This window comes from Aminobacterium sp. EBM-42 (genome assembly GCF_001896635.1).
Lineage (GTDB): Bacteria > Synergistota > Synergistia > Synergistales > Aminobacteriaceae > Aminobacterium > Aminobacterium colombiense.
Genome location: NZ_MPPC01000003.1, coordinates 1 through 18,710, shown reverse-complemented (window position 1 = coordinate 18,710; position 18,710 = coordinate 1). Strand labels below are relative to the sequence as shown.

Here is an 18,710-nt window from a genome sequence, read left to right as displayed (position 1 = left end):
ACACTCCACCAAAAAACGGGACGGTTTTTAAACCGCCCCGTTCCTCATTAATTACGTTATTGAATTGCATTTCCTAATTGCTGAAGAAGGGATTCCAGCTGTTTCATCATTTCGCCGTATCTGTTCCAATTTCCTTCTTTTAGAGCCTTTTGTGCCTGTTCCCACGTATGCTGGGCCTGTTGAACCAGCTCTTTTATAGCCCCATCATAAAGAAGAGGCTTTTCTTCCCCAGCTTCTTCTTTTGCTGGCAGGGGAGGTTTTGTTGAAGTTTTCCCTTCTCTCTTCCCAAGAAGCTTTTCGAGGGCTTCATCAAGACGTTCCCCCCATTCCACCCTGCCTCCTGTGGAAACAATAACCCTCTTGAGTTCTGGAAGGTCGCTGTTTTCAGCTCTCAAATAGAGAGGCTGGACGTAAAGAACGGCGTCTTCAATGGGGATGACCATAATATTGCCCTTGATCACATCAGAACCTCTCTGGCTCCACAGAGAGAGCTGAGAAGATATCTCTGGATGCTGATTAGTGAGGGCCTCGACCTGGGCAGGGCCATAAATCAACTTTTGCTTGGGGAAGGTATAGACAAGGAGCTCTCCATATTTTTCACCGTCACATCGTCCTGCCATCCAGGCAATCATATTGTCTCTTCCCACGGGCATAAAAGGCGCAATGAGCGCGAACTCTGCCGGTTGCCCATCTCCCAGTTTCATAATCATATAGTGAGCTGCGAGAGGTTCAGTGCCGTCGCTACCTCTGTAGGTTTGCCACACGTCTTCTTTATTATAGAAGGTGTTGGGATCGAGCATATGGTATGTTTTAAGAGTTTCACTCTGGATAGAGAACATATCCTTGGGGTAACGGATATGTTCTCTTAAGTTCTTCGGCATTTCCTCAATAGAGCTAAAGAGGGAGGGAAAAATCTGTTTCCATGTTTTGATAAGAGGATCATTTTCATTGACGATGTAAAAACGCATAGTTCCGTCATAGGCGTCAACTGTGGCTTTTACGCTGTTGCGAATGTAATTAATTTTAAAATAGCCCCTTCTATCTCCCATAGATATAGAAATAGGTTCTGAGTAGGGATAGCGGTCTGTCGTGGTATAGGCATCCTGCATCCAGACAAGGCGGCCGTCATGGATCACCAGATAGGGATCAGAATCATAGAGAAGGAATGGGGCTACTCGGCGAAGCCGCTGTTGCACATTCCGATAGAAAAGTATTCTGCTTTCAGGGGTGAAGACGGAGGTGAACAGAATTTTGGAATCGCCATATCTCATGGCAAAAAGCATTCGCCTGAAAAAGGATCCGATAGAAACTCCGCCGGAGCCTTCGTAGGTAGTGCGGACATTGGATGTCCCCGTGGGATAGTCGAACTCTTTTTCTGTGGTTTTTACAAATATATAGGAGTCAGGCTTTTCTCCAAAATAAATCTGAGGTCGACTGAGATCCACTGGAATATGCACCCGTGGAGGCAAGTTCTCAACCCAGAGTATGGGAAGGCCGCTAGGGCTGACTTCATTTACAGGGTTCATGACAATGCCATATCCGTGGGTGAATTCCACGTGCTGGTTTACCCAAGTAGGGTTCTGCAGACTCTTAAGATCAAGTTCCCTGGCTGCTATCATAACCTGCCTGTACTCTTCATCGAAGCGATATCTATCAATATCAACGTCAATAAAGTCGTAGTATGAGCGAATTTCCTGCAGCTGTTTAAAACTTCTAAGAAGAGGGCGGGAATCCCATAAGCGGACATTCTGCATGGATTCCTTATTTTGCTCCAGCTTATCCCATGTTGCTTCTGACTCAGGAAGAATAGAAACGTTCTTTAGCTTATCGAGTCCGTAAGCATGGAGAGTCGCTTCAATATTGTATTCAATAAAAGGGCGCTCCTTGTCAAATTCATTGGGTTCTACAACATATTTCTGGATAACCTCAGGATAAATGCCGCGTAAAAGGACAGAAGCAACCACCAGCATCCCAAGGGTAGCGACAGAAAACTTCCACGTACTCCTATAAATTCCCACCACAAGAAGTATGGCAACAAGAAGTGTAAGCCCCGTCATAACGTTAAGGGCCAGAAGATCGGCATGCATATCTGTATAGCTGGCGCCAAAGGCTACCCCTCTTGGAGAGTATAGAAGGTTGAATCGTTCAAGCCAAAATCCGGCCCCCCAAAGAAGAGCAAGGGCGGCGACAAGTAAAGAGAGGTGTTTGAATACTGATTGGGGCACCGTTTGCCTGTTCCCCGCAAAAAGAGGAACTATCACAAAGGCGTAGAGTGCGCCTGATCCAATAAGGCTTAGAATAAGAATGCCCATTCCCCACTCCTGCATGAAAGACCAGAATGGCAAATGATAGATATAGAAGGCAACATTTTTGCCAAAAATAGGGTCAGAGATCTCAAAGGGATTGCTGTGAAGAAATCGCAGAATCATATCCCAGTGTTTCTGTGTGGAGAATCCGTTCATCAAAGCTAAAATGCCGGCTCCTATAAAAACAGCGGAAGAGGTAAGTGTTTTAGGAAAATTGCCGAAAGGCGAATCTTCGGGGAGAAGCTTCAATGTATTACGCCTGGCAATACGGAAGTTTAAAAAAAGCAGCGCAAAAGAAACAACAGTTGCCACCGCAAATAAAATCCACTTTGGCACAAGCATGGTCCAAAAAACAGCTGTCTGCTCCAGGGCTTCAAACCAGAGATAATCGGTATAGAAGTGACCCAGGGAGGGAATAGCCAAAAAGACGATAACCACACATGCGGCCAGAAGCCAGATAAATTTCTTTCCTCCGGGAAAGACTGGAAATTTTACCTTGCGGCGAGGTGTTGCTTCTTCATTGTTAAACCATTCATCTTCAGAAAACGGATTATATTTAGTCATAACTCTATTCTAACGAACTTTTGACTTCCGTCAAAAAAGTTTTTACAGAACAGATAGGATATAATAAATTAAATCAAAAGATACTGGAGGGAGTGTATGATGGTGGAGGAATTCAGACTCCAAAGTATTGGTGTCATCCGGTCGCCATTTCGTCAGAGAAAAGGAATGCCCATTCAGCCTGCGGGAGCCCGGGGCATTAGGGGCACCGTTGAAGTGCTGCCTAAATATGAGAAAGGACTGCAGGATCTTGAGGGTTTCTCTCACATCTATCTACTGTATTGGTTTCATCTTTCTGAAGGGTACGACCTTACAGTAAAACCTTTTATGGATTCGGAATATCGTGGGATATTTGCCACCAGGGCACCTAGAAGGCCCAACCAGATAGGGCTTTCTATCGTTCGCCTTGTATCGATAAAAGGAAACACCCTGTATATTGAAGATATAGATATTCTTGATGGGACACCTCTTCTCGATATAAAACCCTTTGTACCGGAATTTGATATTTTCAATAGAACTTTTCGCTCTGGCTGGCTTGAAAAACAGGCTGTAAAGGCAGAAGAAGTTAAATCAGACGAGCGTTTTAGCGGTTAGCACAAGGTTTTTATAGACAGGAAAGCTAATTTTTTCACTTTTGATCAAAACATTGAACATATCTTCTGTATTTTTTATAATTAGGGGGCCATAGCGTGGAATTTGCATATGGAAAGGATGGTAAAAAAATAATGAAAAAGATCATTGCGTCACCGGATGCGCCCAAAGCAGTTGGTCCATACTCACAAGCTGTCATGGTTGGCGGCTTTCTTTTTGCCTCAGGACAGCTTCCCGTTGATCCAGCAACCGGCAAAATGGTAGAAGGAGACATCCAGACACAGTTTCATCAGCTCATGAAAAATGTTACAGCGGTATTGAAAGAAGCGGGACTTACCTTTGACGACGTGGTAAAAACAACCATTTTCCTAACTGATATGGGTAACTTTGCTGCCGTCAATGCGGTCTATGCTGAATATTTTAAAGGCGATAAGCCAGCCCGTTCTTGTGTCCAAGTAGCTGCTTTACCTCTTGGCGGAGAAGTGGAAATGGAACTTATTGCCTGTCAGAAGTAGAGAGAAAAGAAAGATGTGATGTAATGGGGGCATCTTTTTTGATGGCCCCATTTTTTATTTTGAAGATTTGATTCAACCAGAAGAAATGGTTAAGCCAAAAAATAAACAAAAATAGATACTCAAATTAAAGGAGGAAGTAAAATGTTTACTGTTAAGGAGTTTTTACGCTCTGAAGTAAAACCAGCCCTCGGGTGTACTGAGCCTGGTGCGGTAGCGTTGGCTGTCGCCCGGGCGTGGAAAGAAGCTGACTGTGAGTGTGTAAGAGATGTAGAAGTAACAGTCAGCAGCAGCATTTATAAGAATGGAATAGCAGTAGGTATTCCTGGAACAAATGGCCTGAAGGGCAATGTTGTAGCAGCAGCTCTGGCAGCTGTTTGCGGCAACCCCGAGTACGGCCTTGAGGTTTTACGAGATTGTTCGGAAGAAGCAGTGCAGAAGGCACAAGATCTTGTAGGAGAAGGAAAAGTAAAGATTATAGCAGACATGAATAGACACGGTGTTTATGTCAAAGCAGTAGTTACTACAGCACATCACCTATCTGAATGTGTTATTGAGGGAAGTCACACGAATATTGTCAAAGTTACCCTCGATGGCAAATCTCGATACACTCTCCAGGGAATTTCCCAGAATACCCAGAAGAATGAAGAGAAAAGCATTTCCGATCAAATAAAAACCATGACTTATAGCGAAACTGTGCGTCTTATTGAAGATATGGATCAAGAAGACGTGGATTACGTCATGGAAGGCGTACGCATGAATATGGAGATTGCCAGACTAGGGCTTGATACAACAAGAAAACTAGGGCTCGGAGTAGGAAAGACCATGATGAAAATTGCCGGAGATGGCACAGACCTCCGTACCCTTGGAGATAAAGTAAAAGCTATTTCTGCAGCAGCTGCGGATGCCAGGATGTCGGGAGCCTCTCTCCCCGTTATGAGCAGCGCTGGCAGCGGTAACCATGGCATAACAGCCATCCTTCCTGTTTCTATTGTGGCAGACTATTATCAGAAGAGCAGAGAAGAAACAGCTAGGGCCATCGCCCTGAGCCACCTGACCACAAGCTTTATGAAAAGCCGCATGGGGCGGCTCAGCCCGGTATGCGGTTGTAGCGTAGCAGCAGGAGCCGGCGCAGCCGCTGGCATGACTTTTCTTCTTTCCGGCGACCTTCATAAAGCAGAGAAGGCCGTTGAAATACTCGTCAGCAACCTTGTGGGGATGGTATGTGATGGCGCCAAAGACACATGTGCTCTCAAAGTAGGAACAGGTGCCTATGAAGCCTACTGCGCGGCCATGATCGTGCTTGAAGGGAACGAACTTGACGGCCCCCAAGGAGTAGTGGGCGAAACCATTGAAAAAACAATAGAAAACGCATCGGCGATCAATATCGAGGGCATGATAGACGTTGATAGAATCATCATAGAATTCGTTTCAAAGCGATATGTTGACGAGGAAGCATTAAAGAACGCAGTGTCATAAGATAGAGGATACTAAAAAACAAGAAGAGCGGAGCTGTTCCTCAAAAGGAAGCTCCGCTCTTTAACTCATATGTCGTGTTATTTTTCTATGCAGGCCAAGGCTCTGGCGATGCGGTCCAGTCCTTCCTTTATGAGGGCCCGGGGCGTTGCTATATTGATGCGCATAAAGCCCTCTCCGCCTTTTCCAAACCATGCGCCATTATTCATGGCTACCCGCGCCTTATTGATCAGCAGATCGAAAAGGGCACCATTTGAAAGGCCAAGGCCCCGGCAATCAAGGAAGGGGACATAGGTAGCCTCTGGCCGAACCAGCTTTATGGAAGGAATATTTTCCTTCAAATAGTCTTCAATAAAATTTACGTTGCCTTCAAGATATTCGATAAGCTCCTCCAGCCACGGCTCTCCTTTGCGGTACGCTGTTTCCAGGGCAAAAGTTCCAAAGATATTCCCACCGTCGATGTGAAGAAAATCTAGAACAGCGGTGTAATTATCACGAATCCTCTTGTTGGGAATGATAATGGCTGATGTTGATAGCCCCGCAATATTGAAGGTCTTGCTGGGCGCGATACAGGTAATGGTTCTTGCGGCAAGTTCTGGTGAGAGAGACGCTATGGGAACATGGCGAACTCCGTTAAAAATAATGTCTGAATGGATCTCGTCCGAAACAATAATGAGGTCGTGACGTTCGCAGATTTCGCCTAATCTTTTGAGTTCTTCCTCTGTCCATACCCGCCCAACAGGATTGTGAGGATTACAGAGAAAGAGCATCTTTACCGAAGAATCTATCTTTTTCTCAAGATCGTCAAAATCCATTTCAAACCGGCCGTCACGAAATACCAGAGGATTTTCTACAATTCGGCGCCCCCGTCCATTTACCGCGCTGTAAAAAGGAGGGTATACGGGGGGCTGAACCAGAATGCCGTCTCCAGGCTGGGTAAAGGCAAGAACAGACATAGAAAGGGCCGGCACAACGCCAGGAGCGTGACGGATCCAGTCAGCTTCCACCTTCCAGCCATGTCTTTTGCCAACCCACTGGACTATTGAATCGAAATAACTATCCGTTCTGCCGGTATAGCCGAAAATACCGTGGTCCACCCGCTCTTTCAGCACCTCTATCACTTCTGGAGGGACTGTAAAATCCATATCAGCCACCCACATGGCAAGGAGGTCATCACGGCCAAACTTATCTTTTAGAAAATCCCATTTCTCACACGAGGTATGATGCCGATCGATAATTGCATCGAAATTATATTTCCCCACTGCTTTCACCTCCGCAGAATCTGTTGCTTTTTTTGATATAGCATTAATGATATCATGTTACACCCTGGGAGGAATAACGCTCCAGAATATGATTGAGCCTTCAGTCTCATGCCAAAAACCTATGGCGTGGTAAATTTATAAATAGTGTTTTGATTTTCAACAAACCCTATATATAGGGCAATAAAAAGAAGAGAGGTCGAGAGTAATGAAAAAAGAATTCAACCAGCGCTTTAACCACGAGATCGACCTGGATATTCTTGAGCACCCTGCGGAGCCCCGCTTGTCAGAAAATGCCACATGGCTTCTTGCTCAGCGTTATTTTATCCACCGTTACGACGAAGAAGAAGGAGGAGTACGACAAGAGCGTTCTTTTGAAGAATTTGCGCGCCGGGTGGCTCGTATTATAGCGAGTGCAGAAACCCTCTACCTCGATAAAAACGATGCAAAATCCCTTTTATGGCTTCAAACCCTTGAGAAGAATATTTTTAACGATATTCTCAACAGGCGGTTTCTTTTTAACTCTCCGTGCCTTTTTGGGGCCGGAGCGGGTATGACTACTGATCCCAAGCTGTCGACCCTTGTCTATAAGTCTCCAGATCACATGACCTTTGAAGAATACGAAACCCTGCTGGCCTCGAAAACAAAAAATCAGCAGCTTTTCGCATGTTTTGTTATTGATATTCCTGATAGCATCGAAGGCATTTTCGACTCCGTAAAAGATGCCAGCATTATTAGTAAATTTGGTGGTGGTGTTGGTGGAAATTTCGGATGGCTGAGAGAAAAAGGGGCGGGTATAAACGGGGGGACCGGGGGACAGGCCAGTGGCCCCATCTCCTTTATGGAAACCTGGAATACCATGGGGTCAGTGGTGGTACAGGGAGGGAAGCGCCGTGCCGCTCTCATGGGGATGCTCTTTGATAATCATCCGGATATTATGGATTTTATAGATGCGAAAATAGAAGAAAACAAACTTTCATATTTTAATATCTCAGTCTGTGTTTCAGATGCCCTGCTTAAGGCTGTTGAGGAAGAGGGCGATTTTCCACTAATATCGCGTATTAACGGCTCAGTGGCAAAAACTGTGAAAGCGAAAGACCTTTGGAACAAGCTTTCTGAAAGCGCCTGGAAACGGGGTGACCCCGGTGTATTCTTCATCGACCGTGCCAATGCAGACAACCTTCTCAAGCTTGATCCGGAGTGGCGCATAGAATCCACCAATCCCTGCGGGGAGCAGCCGCTGCCGAATTACACGAGCTGCAACCTGGGCTCTATTAATGTAGAAGCCTTCGTTACTTCTAAAGGCGGCCTTCCTGCTTTTGACACAGACGGCTTTGTGGATCAGGTCTACCGCTCAATTTATTACCTTGACCTCGTGATCGACGCCTGCTCATATCCCCTGCCTCGCATCGAAGAGCGAACGAAAAGGATTCGCCCTGTGGGTCTTGGTATTATGGGACTTGCCGATGCTGCTATTATGCTGGGTATGCGTTATGGAAGCGAGAGTTTTAACTTGTACTGCACATCTCTGGGAGAAAGTTTAGCTGCCGCTGCATTATGCGCTACTGAAGAACTCGTATCGTCAGCCAACAAAACTCCCTTTGATGAAAGTCATTTAGTAGAAAAACTTTTTAAACTTTTTAAGGAGGAAACGGAAGGAGAAGATCTTTTCTCAGAGGAATGGTTCGCCCGTGTTGGCGAGGAAGATCTTTACGCCCTGATAGCCACCATGCGAGCAACGGAAACCATCCCTTACACACTGGTCAATGCTCTGGAAAGCGTGTTGACCCATGACTCTATGGGGAATGAAGAAGAGCGGATCCAGAAGGTGAAAAACCTTTTAAAAGCCCTGGCTTCAGGCAATATTCGAAATAGTCGTCGTTTAAGCATTGCTCCTACCGGTTCTATTTCCATGCTTGTAGATACAAGTTCGGGAATCGAACCTAACTTTGCATGGTCATGGACACGACGCATAATGAAGACTGATGGATCTGGCCATGAACTTCGGCAATTCTGCCATAAACTGCTAGATGAAGAACAACAGGAAGAACTGCAACAAACAGGAGCTCTTTCTAACCCTATTTATGTTACAGCCTACGATATTTCTACTGATGAGCATGTAGCGGTAACAGGTATTTTTGCTCGGTACATCGATAGTGGAATTAGTAAAACTGTGAACCTTCTCAACTCTGCCACCGTGGATGATGTAAAACGTGTGTACGCCATGTGCTATAAAATGGGTGCCAAGGGGATTACTATTTATAGAGATGGATCCCGTTCTGCCCAACCTATCGAAGTGAAGAAAAAAGAAGAGATAGAGAGAAAGGCAGAGGAAAAACCTCATACCAGTAAAGTAAAGAAGCGGCCGGGTCTTATTGTTTTTGGCAAAACTATAAAGCAGAAAACACCATGGGGAAGCATGTACGTTACCCTCAATTTTGATGGTTGCGAGCCTTTTGAGGTTTTTGCCTCCATCGGAAAGAGCGGCTCTGAGCTCAACGCCATGACAGAAGCCCTTTCCAGAGCTATCTCTATCGGATTGCGAAGTGGCGGCAAGCTCGAAGACTTCATTGCAACACTGAAGGGCCTATCAGGAAAAGAGTACTGGGTATTCGACTACGACGATACCCACATTGCCAGATCTATTCCTGACGCTATAGCCATGTTGCTTGAGAAGCTTATTGAAAAAGAGGGGCACGTGGAGGAAAAACATGATTTACGCTGCCCTGAGTGTGGCAGCCCCATGGAAATGATTTCCGGATGCGCCTACTGTTTTAGCTGCGGCTACTCGCCATGCAAATAGGGGAGAGGGATACAAAGCGGTACTAGCTTTTTAGTTCAATTGCAGAACCTGCAAAGGAGTTTTTAAAGTTCTTTGCAGGTTCTGCGTAATGCCAGTGTAAACCATGAATATTATGTGTGATACTTTTAAGTTGGAGGTTATTTCCCCCTTGTTCTCAAATCCGCAGGGTTCTGGGTCTGTGAGATTTCGAGTCTCCTTTCGGCACCATAATAAGAAAATTAAGGCTTATTTTGATTCTGCAAATACAAGTAAGTTAGAAGGTTTTTTAAATTTGAATAATATAAAGGGGCTAAAATTATCGCATGTAATATAGTGTCCTTGGGCCGATACTTCATTATATATTTTTAATGAAAAGAATAAGGCATTGTTGAATCAAATTGTTGAATCAAACAAAAGAAGTAATTTTCTTAAAACTCGGTATGAACGATCTTCAGAGCGAGTGAACACTAGGGCGGGAATTGCACCAGATAGTTTCACACGAAAGCGGGTGAAGTCACCCTTAAGGTACCGGAGCGGAGGTGTTTGCCCTTCGAAACGTCCATAATCAAGCAATATCGGAGAAGAGAAGCATCTGTAGAGGAAGCCATGATAGAAATTACTTAGCAGGAGTTTCTGTGAGACGTGTGGAAGACATCACAGAAGCCCTTTAGGGAAGCAAAGTCAGCCCCTCCACCATAAGCGCTATGAACCAGAAAATTTATGGGCATATTGAAAGCTGGAGAAACCGTCTTTTACAGAGCGAATACCTGTATGTTTACCTTGATATGGGATCTGACTGAAAAGGAGCTGGGGGGGGGGCGAAGTGGAGAATATATCAGTTCTGGTTGCCATCGGAGTTGCCGAAGGGAGCAAAGGAAGACAGGGAAAGCTAGCTCGGCTTTATTCGTTGTCTGAAGGGACGTGGATTAAAGGGAGTCCGTCTTTTTGTCTCCGGCAAATGTGTGGGGTTTGTGGAAGCCTTGGGGAAAGTCTATTCAGAATCGGGATGGCAGAGATGCGTAGTCCATTTCTATCGGAACGTTTTCACCGTAACGCCGAGCGGGAAAAGACGATCAGTGACAGCTATGCGGAAAGCAATTCATGTCTCTGAGGATCTTGAAGCGGCTCGAAAAAAAACGAGGGATGTAACGGAAAGACTCAGGGCGATGAAGCTCAACAAGGCAGCTGACTTGGTTGAAAGCGGCGCTGAGGAGACCTTTAGCTATTACGCATATCCGTCAGAACACTGGAGAAGCTTGAGGACCAACAACCCCCTGGAGCGCATTGGCAGAGAGATTCGGAGAAGGACACAAGTGGTTGGGAGTTTCCCGGACGGTAATTCGGCTCTCGTGCTAGTGGCGGCAACACTCCGCCACATAACATCGATAAGATGGGGGCCTAGAAGTATATGGACGTAGAGCGACTTTATGTCCAGGAACGGGATCATGAAGAGGAATCTTCTCCCTTGAGCGTATGAGGACAAGAAAAAAGCCTTTTTCCGGAGGGTTGCAAGATCTTGGGTTTGAAAACAAATGTGCGAAAGAATGTTGACACCACCACAAAGGTTGGCCGAGATTGAAAATATGAAAAGAAGAAGACACGAAATAGAGCTGTTTCAAATGTATGCCGTCAATGCCGAGTAAAAAAAGTCTGATAAGTGAAGGTGATTTGCATTGAATCAGGACCTTACTGAGTGCGAAAAAAAGAGGAACTTCGGATTCGCTTGGCAATCTCCGGCTGGTTATTACATTCCGAAAGCTGTAGATATAGATGATGCTATTTTTTCTTTTCGGCAGAGTATCCCAAAATTTTCTTCCCGCACACTCAATACCCTTGAGGGTATACGGACAACAGACATTGACGCAAAAATAATTATAGAATATGGCAAAGGTGTAGATTCACTGACTACAATGCAGATACGAACAATTGAAAACTTCGGGCAGGCGTGCGGATATCTTTTTGACCTCGTCAGAAATAGAAAGTGGAATATGGACAAAAAAACTATCTGTTCCTTGCACGCCATATTATCAAGAGATGAAGTCCGAAATCCTGGCATGTTTCGCCAAACACCTGCCAAGATTGATGGATGTACATATACACCACCAGAACATATTGTTCTTGACAGCCTTTTTTCTTCCGGAATGTCTGCTGCCACAACTCTTTTATCAATTCCTGAAAGAGCCATTATCTCTTTTCTTTTTCTGTCTCGTTCGCAGTTCTTTGAAGACTGCAACAAAAGAACAGCATCTCTTGCTATGATAGGGACCTTAATCAGCAACGGGTATAAATCATTGAACATAGATAAGCACCCGAAAGAGTTCTTAAGTTGTATGGCTGGTTTTTACGATAATGCAGATGCTACTACAATAATTAAAATGTTTAACGATATGGCAAGAGAACAATATTCAGATTATATGGCTTATCGGAAGAACCTGAATTTCTAAACCATGAAAATTAGCATATTCCCCATAGATGAATTATGGAACATTACAGTGTTTTCTGTAAAAACAAAAATATTATAAAAGAGGGTGGGGAAAAGGTAATTTATCTTCTACTTTTTTATCCGGTGACTCATGACATACTCTACTTTGAGTTTCCCTAAAATGGGGGCGTAAATCGCAAATTCGTTTCGTTTGGTATGTCTTCATATTTAGACAGAAAATATCGAGCTATACATGTACTGTCCATTTCAGGGAATTTGTCTAATATTTTTATTATCCACTGATGATGTTCAGAAGGAGTAAAATTGGCCTGCTTAACAATGGATTCCAACAAACACTCTTTGTTTGATGAGCGGATAAAAAAGGCAAAATTATAACACCACCCGCCAGTTGTATCTTTCTCAGCCACGCTTCTTTGAAGTTCCTCAATGTTTTCTTTGGATAAGCCATCAACATCAAGAGCAAATAAAAAAGAGAACTTCCCTGTCGGGCCTCTTTACGTCAGTACGGAAATTAATGCGTTAATATCAGGGGTGCTTGTGTAAAAATGACCCTTTGGATCACCAGTGCTGACATAAACATGCCCCACCCCGATTCATACTTCCTCTACTATGGGGTTTGCGAGACACCCCTGTCCTAACGAACAGAGCGAAGGAGACCATCTAGGGATATATCAGAGAGGATGAAAAGACGCCTAAAAAGCAGCGCACCTCCAGGCGGATATAAGCACAGGTGTGCAGGGGAACATGGTTTTAAGGGTGGAGAATCCAGAGTAAGGGGCTACGTGGCGGAGCTGAAGAAAGTATTTCTGCCACTGGTCTTCTCGCCCAGGGAAGCCAAAGTGGATCACGATTCCATGGTCTATTTCGACAGGAACAGGTGCTCTGCTCCCATAACGCTGAAGGACAGTGCTTTCAGGTTAGAGATATATTGCCGAGGAGAAAGGGGCGCTCAAGGAGCAGATTCACCTTTATAGCAAAGAACTCTGGGTGCCAAGCCAGTGAAACTGCAAGAGAGGTCTTAACCCAACAGCGGGGATGTGAAAGGTTCCTGCTCAGGATATTAGAAAAGGAGAGCCATGACTGAAAGGAGAATGTCTGTCCCAAACTCTGGATACTTTTGAAGTCAAAAGACTGAAAAGAATTGAAGAGCCCCTGGTGTGGGAACTTGCCACTGGACTTTGAATGAGGTTTTGTGAATATGGCTTCAGCGTTATCTTCTCCAAGGCCTAGGATCTGGTGATTAAGCTTGCGGAAGCCCAGGATTCACATACTCTTTAGAAGTTGCACAGGAAACTTGAAAAGGTGGACCTTCTGATACTGGATGAGCTGTCCTATCTGTCCTTTGCCAGGAACCAGGCCGAACAACTCTTTCATATACTGCCCTCCCGTAATGGAAGGAGAAGTGTCCTGATAACAACTAACCTGGAACTCTCCAAATAGACAGAACTCTTTTCTGAAAAGATGCTGACAGAAGCCCTGATGGACAGGCTTACCCACACCATTCCTACATCCTCGATATGAACGGAAGGTCCTACAGGCTGCAGGAGCAATTGAGAAAACGAATAAAGACTTAGGGTGTGGGAAAGTTGGTGTTCCCTAAGGGGCTATATATCCAAGGAACAATGGAGCAAAAGCGAGGATTAGATCTTGCAATTTGGGTTCCTTTGAAATAAGCGTACCCGGGGTAGGTTCTAGCAGGTGGATCAATTTTACATTGACACTAACAATCCTTAGCTCATATCTCGATAAGGAAACTATAAACTTTATTTCAGACCTTTTTGGCGGAGCAGCAGGCTTGGGAGAGTTTTTCCCATGGATTATTTTACTCGATTTATTCCAGGGCTTGGTGAGATGACTGGCAGGGCTGGGATAAAAGCCATCTTGGAGACTCCGATCGCTCGGAAAGTATTTGTATCTTTCCTTAAAAATTATGCAACGGGGTTGGCCTTAGAATCAACACAGGAAGGCCTTCAGGAAGTAAGTGCCATGTTTGGCAGAGAGTTTGCAAAATACCTTGCTGAAGGAGAAGGGGCAACCGATATAGAGATGGCCCATCCTGCAGAGTATGTTAAGGCTTTTGGAGAAGAATTCATAACAGCTGCATATAGCTTTTCCCTTTCGCAGATGATAGGTCCGGGTATGGGGCTTGTTGCAGACTTACATAACGTAGAAAGAGCCAAGATAGAAAAACAGGTTTTCTTAGAGATTTCTGGTGCAGCGAAAGAATCGAAGACGAAGGCAAGATTGCCTGACGCTGCACGTCGACACGTAGAAATGCTCACCCAAAATGGGCCTGTCGAGACGACGTACATTGACGCTGAACATTTTTTCCAATACTTCCAAGAGGCTGGGGTAGACCCAATGGAAGTGGCAAAAGAGCTAGGTGTTGAGGAATCTGATGTCACAATGGCCTTGGCCACAGAGGGCAGGCTTGCTGTTCCTACGAGCGAGTATGCCGTGAAAATAGCAGGAACAGCGGCTGGCGATGCACTTCTTGATGATGTTACTTTCACCCCGGAAGGAATGACAATGAGAGAGGCCTCAACGTTCATGACCGAGCAAAAAGAGATTGAACGCAGGGCTCTCGAAAAAGCTGAACAGCTGATAGCCGAGGACGAGGCGCTGGAAGCTGACCTTGAGTATGTCAAAAGCTCATTCATGACGCAAGCCTTATCGGCGGGGGTAGCTGCAGATGTGGCAGAGGGCAACGCATCTCTTTTCGAGGCACGAGCGAAGGCTATCCTTGGCCGGTATGGGATTAACCCCAGGGAGTGGTACGACAGGATAGGCCTTCAGATAAGTCAGACAGAAGAGGCTGGCAGAGTAGAGTATCATCAGCCATTGAATCCGGATGTGGATTTGGACATGGAAGTTCCCGTGGTGGACCTGACTGATGTGGCCCCAGTGAGGATCTCTGGATCGGACAGCAAGGCGTTCGTGGAGCAGTGGAAGGGTGCTCCCCTGAAGATTTCCACTGGGAAGGACGGTAAAGTTCTTGATGCGCACCTCTACCGGAAGGACCCCAGGCATGTTTTCTGGTCGAGTGACAAAAGAAGCAGGAGAAATGCAAAGAAGAACAAAGCTCTAGCAGCCTTAGAAAGAGTTTTGGCAAACACTGTTCTTATTGAGAGTTTTCCAAACCAGAAGAAGCAACAAAAGCCCAAAGTGAAAAATGTCCACAGGTTCTACGTGCCAGTGAAGGACAACACGGGGGTGGCAACTCTGCGTCTTGTGGCTTTCGAGATGGAAAACGGGGATATTACTGTTGACGGGGTAGAGCTTTACGACATCATTGGAGAAAAGCAAGAGTTGCCCCCGAGCCGAGAAGGCTCGCCGCTGCGGGACAACTCTCTCCCCGAAGAGGCCAGCAACCCCGTTGAAGGGCGCGCATTTAGCGGGAAACGAGATGCCTCTCCAGGTAAGTATCTCACAATACGCCAGATGCTCGCCGGTGTCAAGGATTCGGGGGGGCAGCCTTACTACCAGTCAGCCTTTCACGGTAGTCCTCATCGTTTCGACAGGTTCACCCTAGAACACATTGGTACGGGCGAGGGGATGCAAGCCTACGGGTGGGGGCTGTATTTTGCGGGTGATAAAGGTATAGCTGAGTGGTATAGACATAATCTTGTCTCAAAACAAGTATCTGATAAATACCTTTCGTGGGCAATGTCTAATGAGGGCTTAGCAAATCTATTTGAAGATGAGCTTTATGTTTATGCAGATAGAAACCTTGACTTAGCAGATATATCTGCCGAGTTCAGCAATGTTTTTTACAGAGATGCCCATAATATGCCGCAAGTTATTTCAGATAAACTTGTAAAGGAGATATTAAAATATAAAGATAAAACACCCACTCAAGGCCAACTTTACGAAGTTGACATACCAAGTGACAACGTTCTTCTTGATTGGGATAAGCCGTTAAGCGAACAGAGCGAACACGTTAAGAGTGCCTTGAAAGATTACATCAACCAAGGGGCTAGCGAGGCATCTACTGGGTCATGGATTTATAAGGAGCTTCAGGCACCCTTTGTGGCTGAAGGGCTGGGCTACAAGATAAAGGACGATGATAGCAGTGATGCCCGCAAAGAAGCTGCGTCTAAGTACCTTAACTCTATTGGCATCAAGGGCATCAAGTACCTTGACAGCACGTCGAGGGCTAAGGGCGAAGGGGCATACAATTACGTCATCTTTGACGATGAGGCGATTGAGGTTTTGAATACCTTTTACCAAGGCAAAGCTCGCAACTCTATGGCCGCGCTTGATGCTGACTACCTTTCCGCTGTCGAGGCCGGGGATATGGAGTCGGCCCAGCGGATGGTGGACGAGGCGGCAAGAAAGGCGGGGTATATTGTTGAGGGTTGGCATGGTTCAAGAACGGGGAAAGTTTTTAATGTGTTTGACAACGGCATGTCTTTCTTTAGCAGTGACCCTGAGGTCGCTCATAGATTCGCTGAGGAAGGCATGTATGTTATTTCAATCAATGGCGATAAGCAAGTTATCTCTAAAAACACCTTCGAGAGCATACTTATTGAGCCTTTCGAGACAGAGGACTGGCACCTGGGTTGGAACTGGTTGCAGGAAGAGGATGAATATAGCGACAGGACTAGGCAAAATTTGGCCGATTGGTTCCCAGAAGTCGCCACCGCAGAATCGGTAATTATTGAAAGAAGCGAGGCGGGAGACGAATATCGCAGGTTCTATCTAAAGATTGGCACCCCTATATATCACGATTATGGCGGCGCGCTTTGGAGGCCCGGGAATGAATCTCCGGAGAGGAAAATTGGCAACGCAGAGGTTTTGGTAGCTAAGAACATTCGCGAAGGAGGGGCCACAGCAGAAAAAGACCTGCCAATCGCCGATACTATAGTTATCAAAGACCGCACTGCTATAAAATCAGCCGACGCTGTAACCTACGATGATAGCGGCAATCCTATCCCGCTCTCCGAACGATTTAACTTGGAAACAGCAGATATCCGCTACCAGAGAGATGATAGATTTTCACCACGCGGCTCCACGTCCTTCAGCTCCAGAGAGACTGTAATCAGGCTCTTCGAGACCTCCGACAGGTCGACTCTTCTTCACGAGACAGGGCATGTCTTCCTGGAAGACCTTCGTAGCCTGGCTCTTGAGAATGAGAAGGCAGCAGAGGACCTGAAAGCCGTCCAGGATTGGCTCGGCGTTGAGGATTGGGTAACCCTGACGAGAGAACAGCGGGTTGCGGCCCATGAGAAGTTCGCCCGGACCTTCGAAGCGTACCTGATGAACGGGGAAGCTCCTTCTGAGGGGCTGAGGCGGGTATTCAGGAACTTCCGGTCATGGCTTGTGAGTATTTATAAGGATATTGTGGGATTGTCTCAGGAGGCTGGGGAGGACATAGCGTTATCAGACGAAGCGAAGGATATCTTCAACCGTTTGCTTGCCACCGATGAAGAGATAGAAATCGCGCGAAATATGGCTGGGTACGAAACGGCAACGGAAACGACGCTTGAGAGTCTGGCAAGGCATGCAATAGCGAACGGGAAGGCCGTTGAAGATGTGGGGAAAGTCCCTTCTGCAAAAGACCTCAAGAAGCGCCGACTTGAACTGACCGAGCAGATAAAAACCGAGCTTGAGGAGTCAAGAGGATACAGCACTCTCAATTCGATGAAAAGGGCTGCGAACAAGGGCGGAATCAAGATTAATGAGGCCGAGGCCATAGAAGTGTACGGCAAAGAATTTGTGGACCAAAATTTAAAGCCCCTGGGGGTCCTTTCTAAGCAGTCCACGTGGCAAATGGATGATCTTGCTGTCCGTTTTGGCTATGGTTCTGGCGATGAGATGGTGAGAGATCTATCGACACTTCCTCCCATCAACGAAGTAGTAAAGCAACAAGTAGATATTATGATGGAAAGAGAAGCGGCGCTATCTGAAGGCGAAGTGGCCGGAGCTCTCAGAAACGATGACCGCCTTGAAGCCCTGGCCATTGAGAGAGAAGACATTGCCCAGAAGCTAAAGGGCGAAGTGAAAGAAAGCGAGATGCCCGACTGGGCCAAGGATATGGGAGAAGACGCCTCAGTAAAAGACGTTGACGTGGCTGTTAATGACGAGTCCCTGCCATGGCTGGTGTGGATTTTAGGCAACGACGAATCATTGAAATATCTCAGGAAGCGGAAGCGGAGCCTGAATAAAGCTTTGAGAGAGGCGATGGCGGCCTTTGAGACGGACAGGTCGGACGACATCCGTGCCCAGATGGTGGATCTGCAGAATGAGATAGACTATATTGCCGAAGCTGATTCAATTCTTAAGGAGACCATCAAGGCAGCAAAAGAGATGAGCGGGGAAACCGCGAAGAAGCCAAAGAGTCAGGAGAAGGTCAAAAGCTCTCTGAGATGGGAACAGGTCTCGGTGGAAGAGGCTATAAACGCAGCTGTCACTTCGCCTACCGCAATGGCGTCAATGAAAGAGGCCTGGGGTCTTGCGCAGCGGGTGTCGCGCCTTGCTTTCAAAGAAGGTTCTGAAGAAGCGAAATCAAGGGCCCGGGACATTAAGCGGCAGATGAGAGAGGCTGTGAAGCAGGTAACAGAAGCGAGGGAGCGGTGGAGAAAAGACGCAAGGGCCATAGCTAAAAGCCGAGCCCAAGCCGCCAAAGAGATCAACGCTGATGATGAAGTTAGCTCCCATATCCTTAAGGGGTGTTATGGAGACATTTTCCACAAGTTCGCCGTCGACGAGGAGTCGATTGTCTATCTCCACAGGAATAAAAATACCTGGGATGCACGAGCTTGCCATTACGGCAGCCGC

At 46.2% G+C, this 18,710-nt stretch carries 10 protein-coding genes and 3 pseudogenes; 10 read left to right on the top strand and 3 right to left on the bottom strand.

Annotation, left to right across the window (positions count from 1 at the left end; translation table 11 throughout):
• Positions 1-56: 56 nt before the first annotated feature.
• Positions 57-2,870 carry a UPF0182 family membrane protein gene (locus BUC50_RS00110; RefSeq protein ID WP_273015475.1) on the bottom strand — a complete coding sequence of 938 codons (2,814 nt, stop codon included), beginning with the start codon at positions 2,868-2,870 and terminating at the stop codon, positions 57-59.
• A gap of 96 nt (positions 2,871-2,966) precedes the next feature.
• On the opposite strand from BUC50_RS00110, the gene tsaA reads away from it, so the two are divergent.
• From tsaA to BUC50_RS00095, 3 genes are all read left to right on the top strand, one after another.
• Entirely contained in the window at positions 2,967-3,461 is a 495-nt protein-coding gene (tsaA, locus tag BUC50_RS00105) for a tRNA (N6-threonylcarbamoyladenosine(37)-N6)-methyltransferase TrmO (protein WP_013047530.1), read from the top strand.
• A 95-nt stretch (positions 3,462-3,556) separates the two neighbouring features.
• The gene (locus BUC50_RS00100) at positions 3,557-3,973 is read left to right on the top strand and encodes a RidA family protein (RefSeq protein ID WP_333593320.1); all 417 of its coding nucleotides are present in this window, start codon (positions 3,557-3,559) and stop codon (positions 3,971-3,973) included.
• A 141-nt stretch (positions 3,974-4,114) separates the two neighbouring features.
• Positions 4,115-5,449 carry an L-cysteine desulfidase family protein gene (locus BUC50_RS00095; RefSeq protein WP_286677026.1) on the top strand — a complete coding sequence of 445 codons (1,335 nt, stop codon included), beginning with the start codon at positions 4,115-4,117 and terminating at the stop codon, positions 5,447-5,449.
• 77 nt (positions 5,450-5,526) lie between these two features.
• Here BUC50_RS00095 and BUC50_RS00090 read toward each other — a convergent pair whose 3' ends face one another.
• The gene (locus BUC50_RS00090; RefSeq protein WP_286677025.1) at positions 5,527-6,708 is read right to left on the bottom strand and encodes a MalY/PatB family protein; all 1,182 of its coding nucleotides are present in this window, start codon (positions 6,706-6,708) and stop codon (positions 5,527-5,529) included.
• A 205-nt stretch (positions 6,709-6,913) separates the two neighbouring features.
• Here BUC50_RS00090 and BUC50_RS00085 point away from each other — a divergent pair, with 205 nt between their 5' ends.
• From BUC50_RS00085 to BUC50_RS09625, 7 genes and pseudogenes are all read left to right on the top strand, one after another.
• The gene (locus BUC50_RS00085) at positions 6,914-9,508 is read left to right on the top strand and encodes an adenosylcobalamin-dependent ribonucleoside-diphosphate reductase (RefSeq protein WP_286677024.1); all 2,595 of its coding nucleotides are present in this window, start codon (positions 6,914-6,916) and stop codon (positions 9,506-9,508) included.
• A gap of 483 nt (positions 9,509-9,991) precedes the next feature.
• Positions 9,992-10,111, top strand: a pseudogene (locus tag BUC50_RS09635) (transposase); the annotation flags it as partial.
• An 80-nt stretch (positions 10,112-10,191) separates the two neighbouring features.
• Positions 10,192-10,905, top strand: a pseudogene (locus BUC50_RS00080) (transposase).
• Between the two features lie 255 nt (positions 10,906-11,160).
• Positions 11,161-11,931, top strand: coding sequence for a Fic family protein (locus BUC50_RS00075; protein WP_286677023.1), 771 nt, complete (start codon positions 11,161-11,163; stop codon positions 11,929-11,931).
• Between the two features lie 679 nt (positions 11,932-12,610).
• Positions 12,611-12,904 carry a hypothetical protein gene (locus BUC50_RS00070; protein WP_286677022.1) on the top strand — a complete coding sequence of 98 codons (294 nt, stop codon included), beginning with the start codon at positions 12,611-12,613 and terminating at the stop codon, positions 12,902-12,904.
• 352 nt (positions 12,905-13,256) lie between these two features.
• The gene (locus tag BUC50_RS09630; RefSeq protein ID WP_353743396.1) at positions 13,257-13,370 is read left to right on the top strand and encodes a hypothetical protein; all 114 of its coding nucleotides are present in this window, start codon (positions 13,257-13,259) and stop codon (positions 13,368-13,370) included.
• 372 nt (positions 13,371-13,742) lie between these two features.
• Positions 13,743-15,176, top strand: a pseudogene (locus BUC50_RS09625) (LPD3 domain-containing protein); the annotation flags it as partial.
• A 3,261-nt stretch (positions 15,177-18,437) separates the two neighbouring features.
• Here the strand turns inward: BUC50_RS09625 and BUC50_RS00060 are convergent.
• On the bottom strand, positions 18,438-18,698 hold the full coding sequence (locus BUC50_RS00060; protein ID WP_286677034.1) for a patatin-like phospholipase family protein: 261 nt from the start codon (positions 18,696-18,698) through the stop codon (positions 18,438-18,440).
• Positions 18,699-18,710 lie beyond the last annotated feature (12 nt).

What these genes read in the sequence shown, in the direction of transcription:
- BUC50_RS00110 (WP_273015475.1), bottom strand. Translation starts at nt 2,870, where the DNA reads ATGACTAAATATAATCCGTTTTCTGAAGATGAATGGTTTAACAATGAA.
- tsaA (WP_013047530.1), top strand. Translation starts at nt 2,967, where the DNA reads ATGATGGTGGAGGAATTCAGACTCCAAAGTATTGGTGTCATCCGGTCG.
- BUC50_RS00095 (WP_286677026.1), top strand. Translation starts at nt 4,115, where the DNA reads ATGTTTACTGTTAAGGAGTTTTTACGCTCTGAAGTAAAACCAGCCCTC.
- BUC50_RS00085 (WP_286677024.1), top strand. Translation starts at nt 6,914, where the DNA reads ATGAAAAAAGAATTCAACCAGCGCTTTAACCACGAGATCGACCTGGAT.
- BUC50_RS00070 (WP_286677022.1), top strand. Translation starts at nt 12,611, where the DNA reads ATGAAAAGACGCCTAAAAAGCAGCGCACCTCCAGGCGGATATAAGCAC.
- BUC50_RS00060 (WP_286677034.1), bottom strand. Translation starts at nt 18,698, where the DNA reads ATGGCAAGCTCGTGCATCCCAGGTATTTTTATTCCTGTGGAGATAGAC.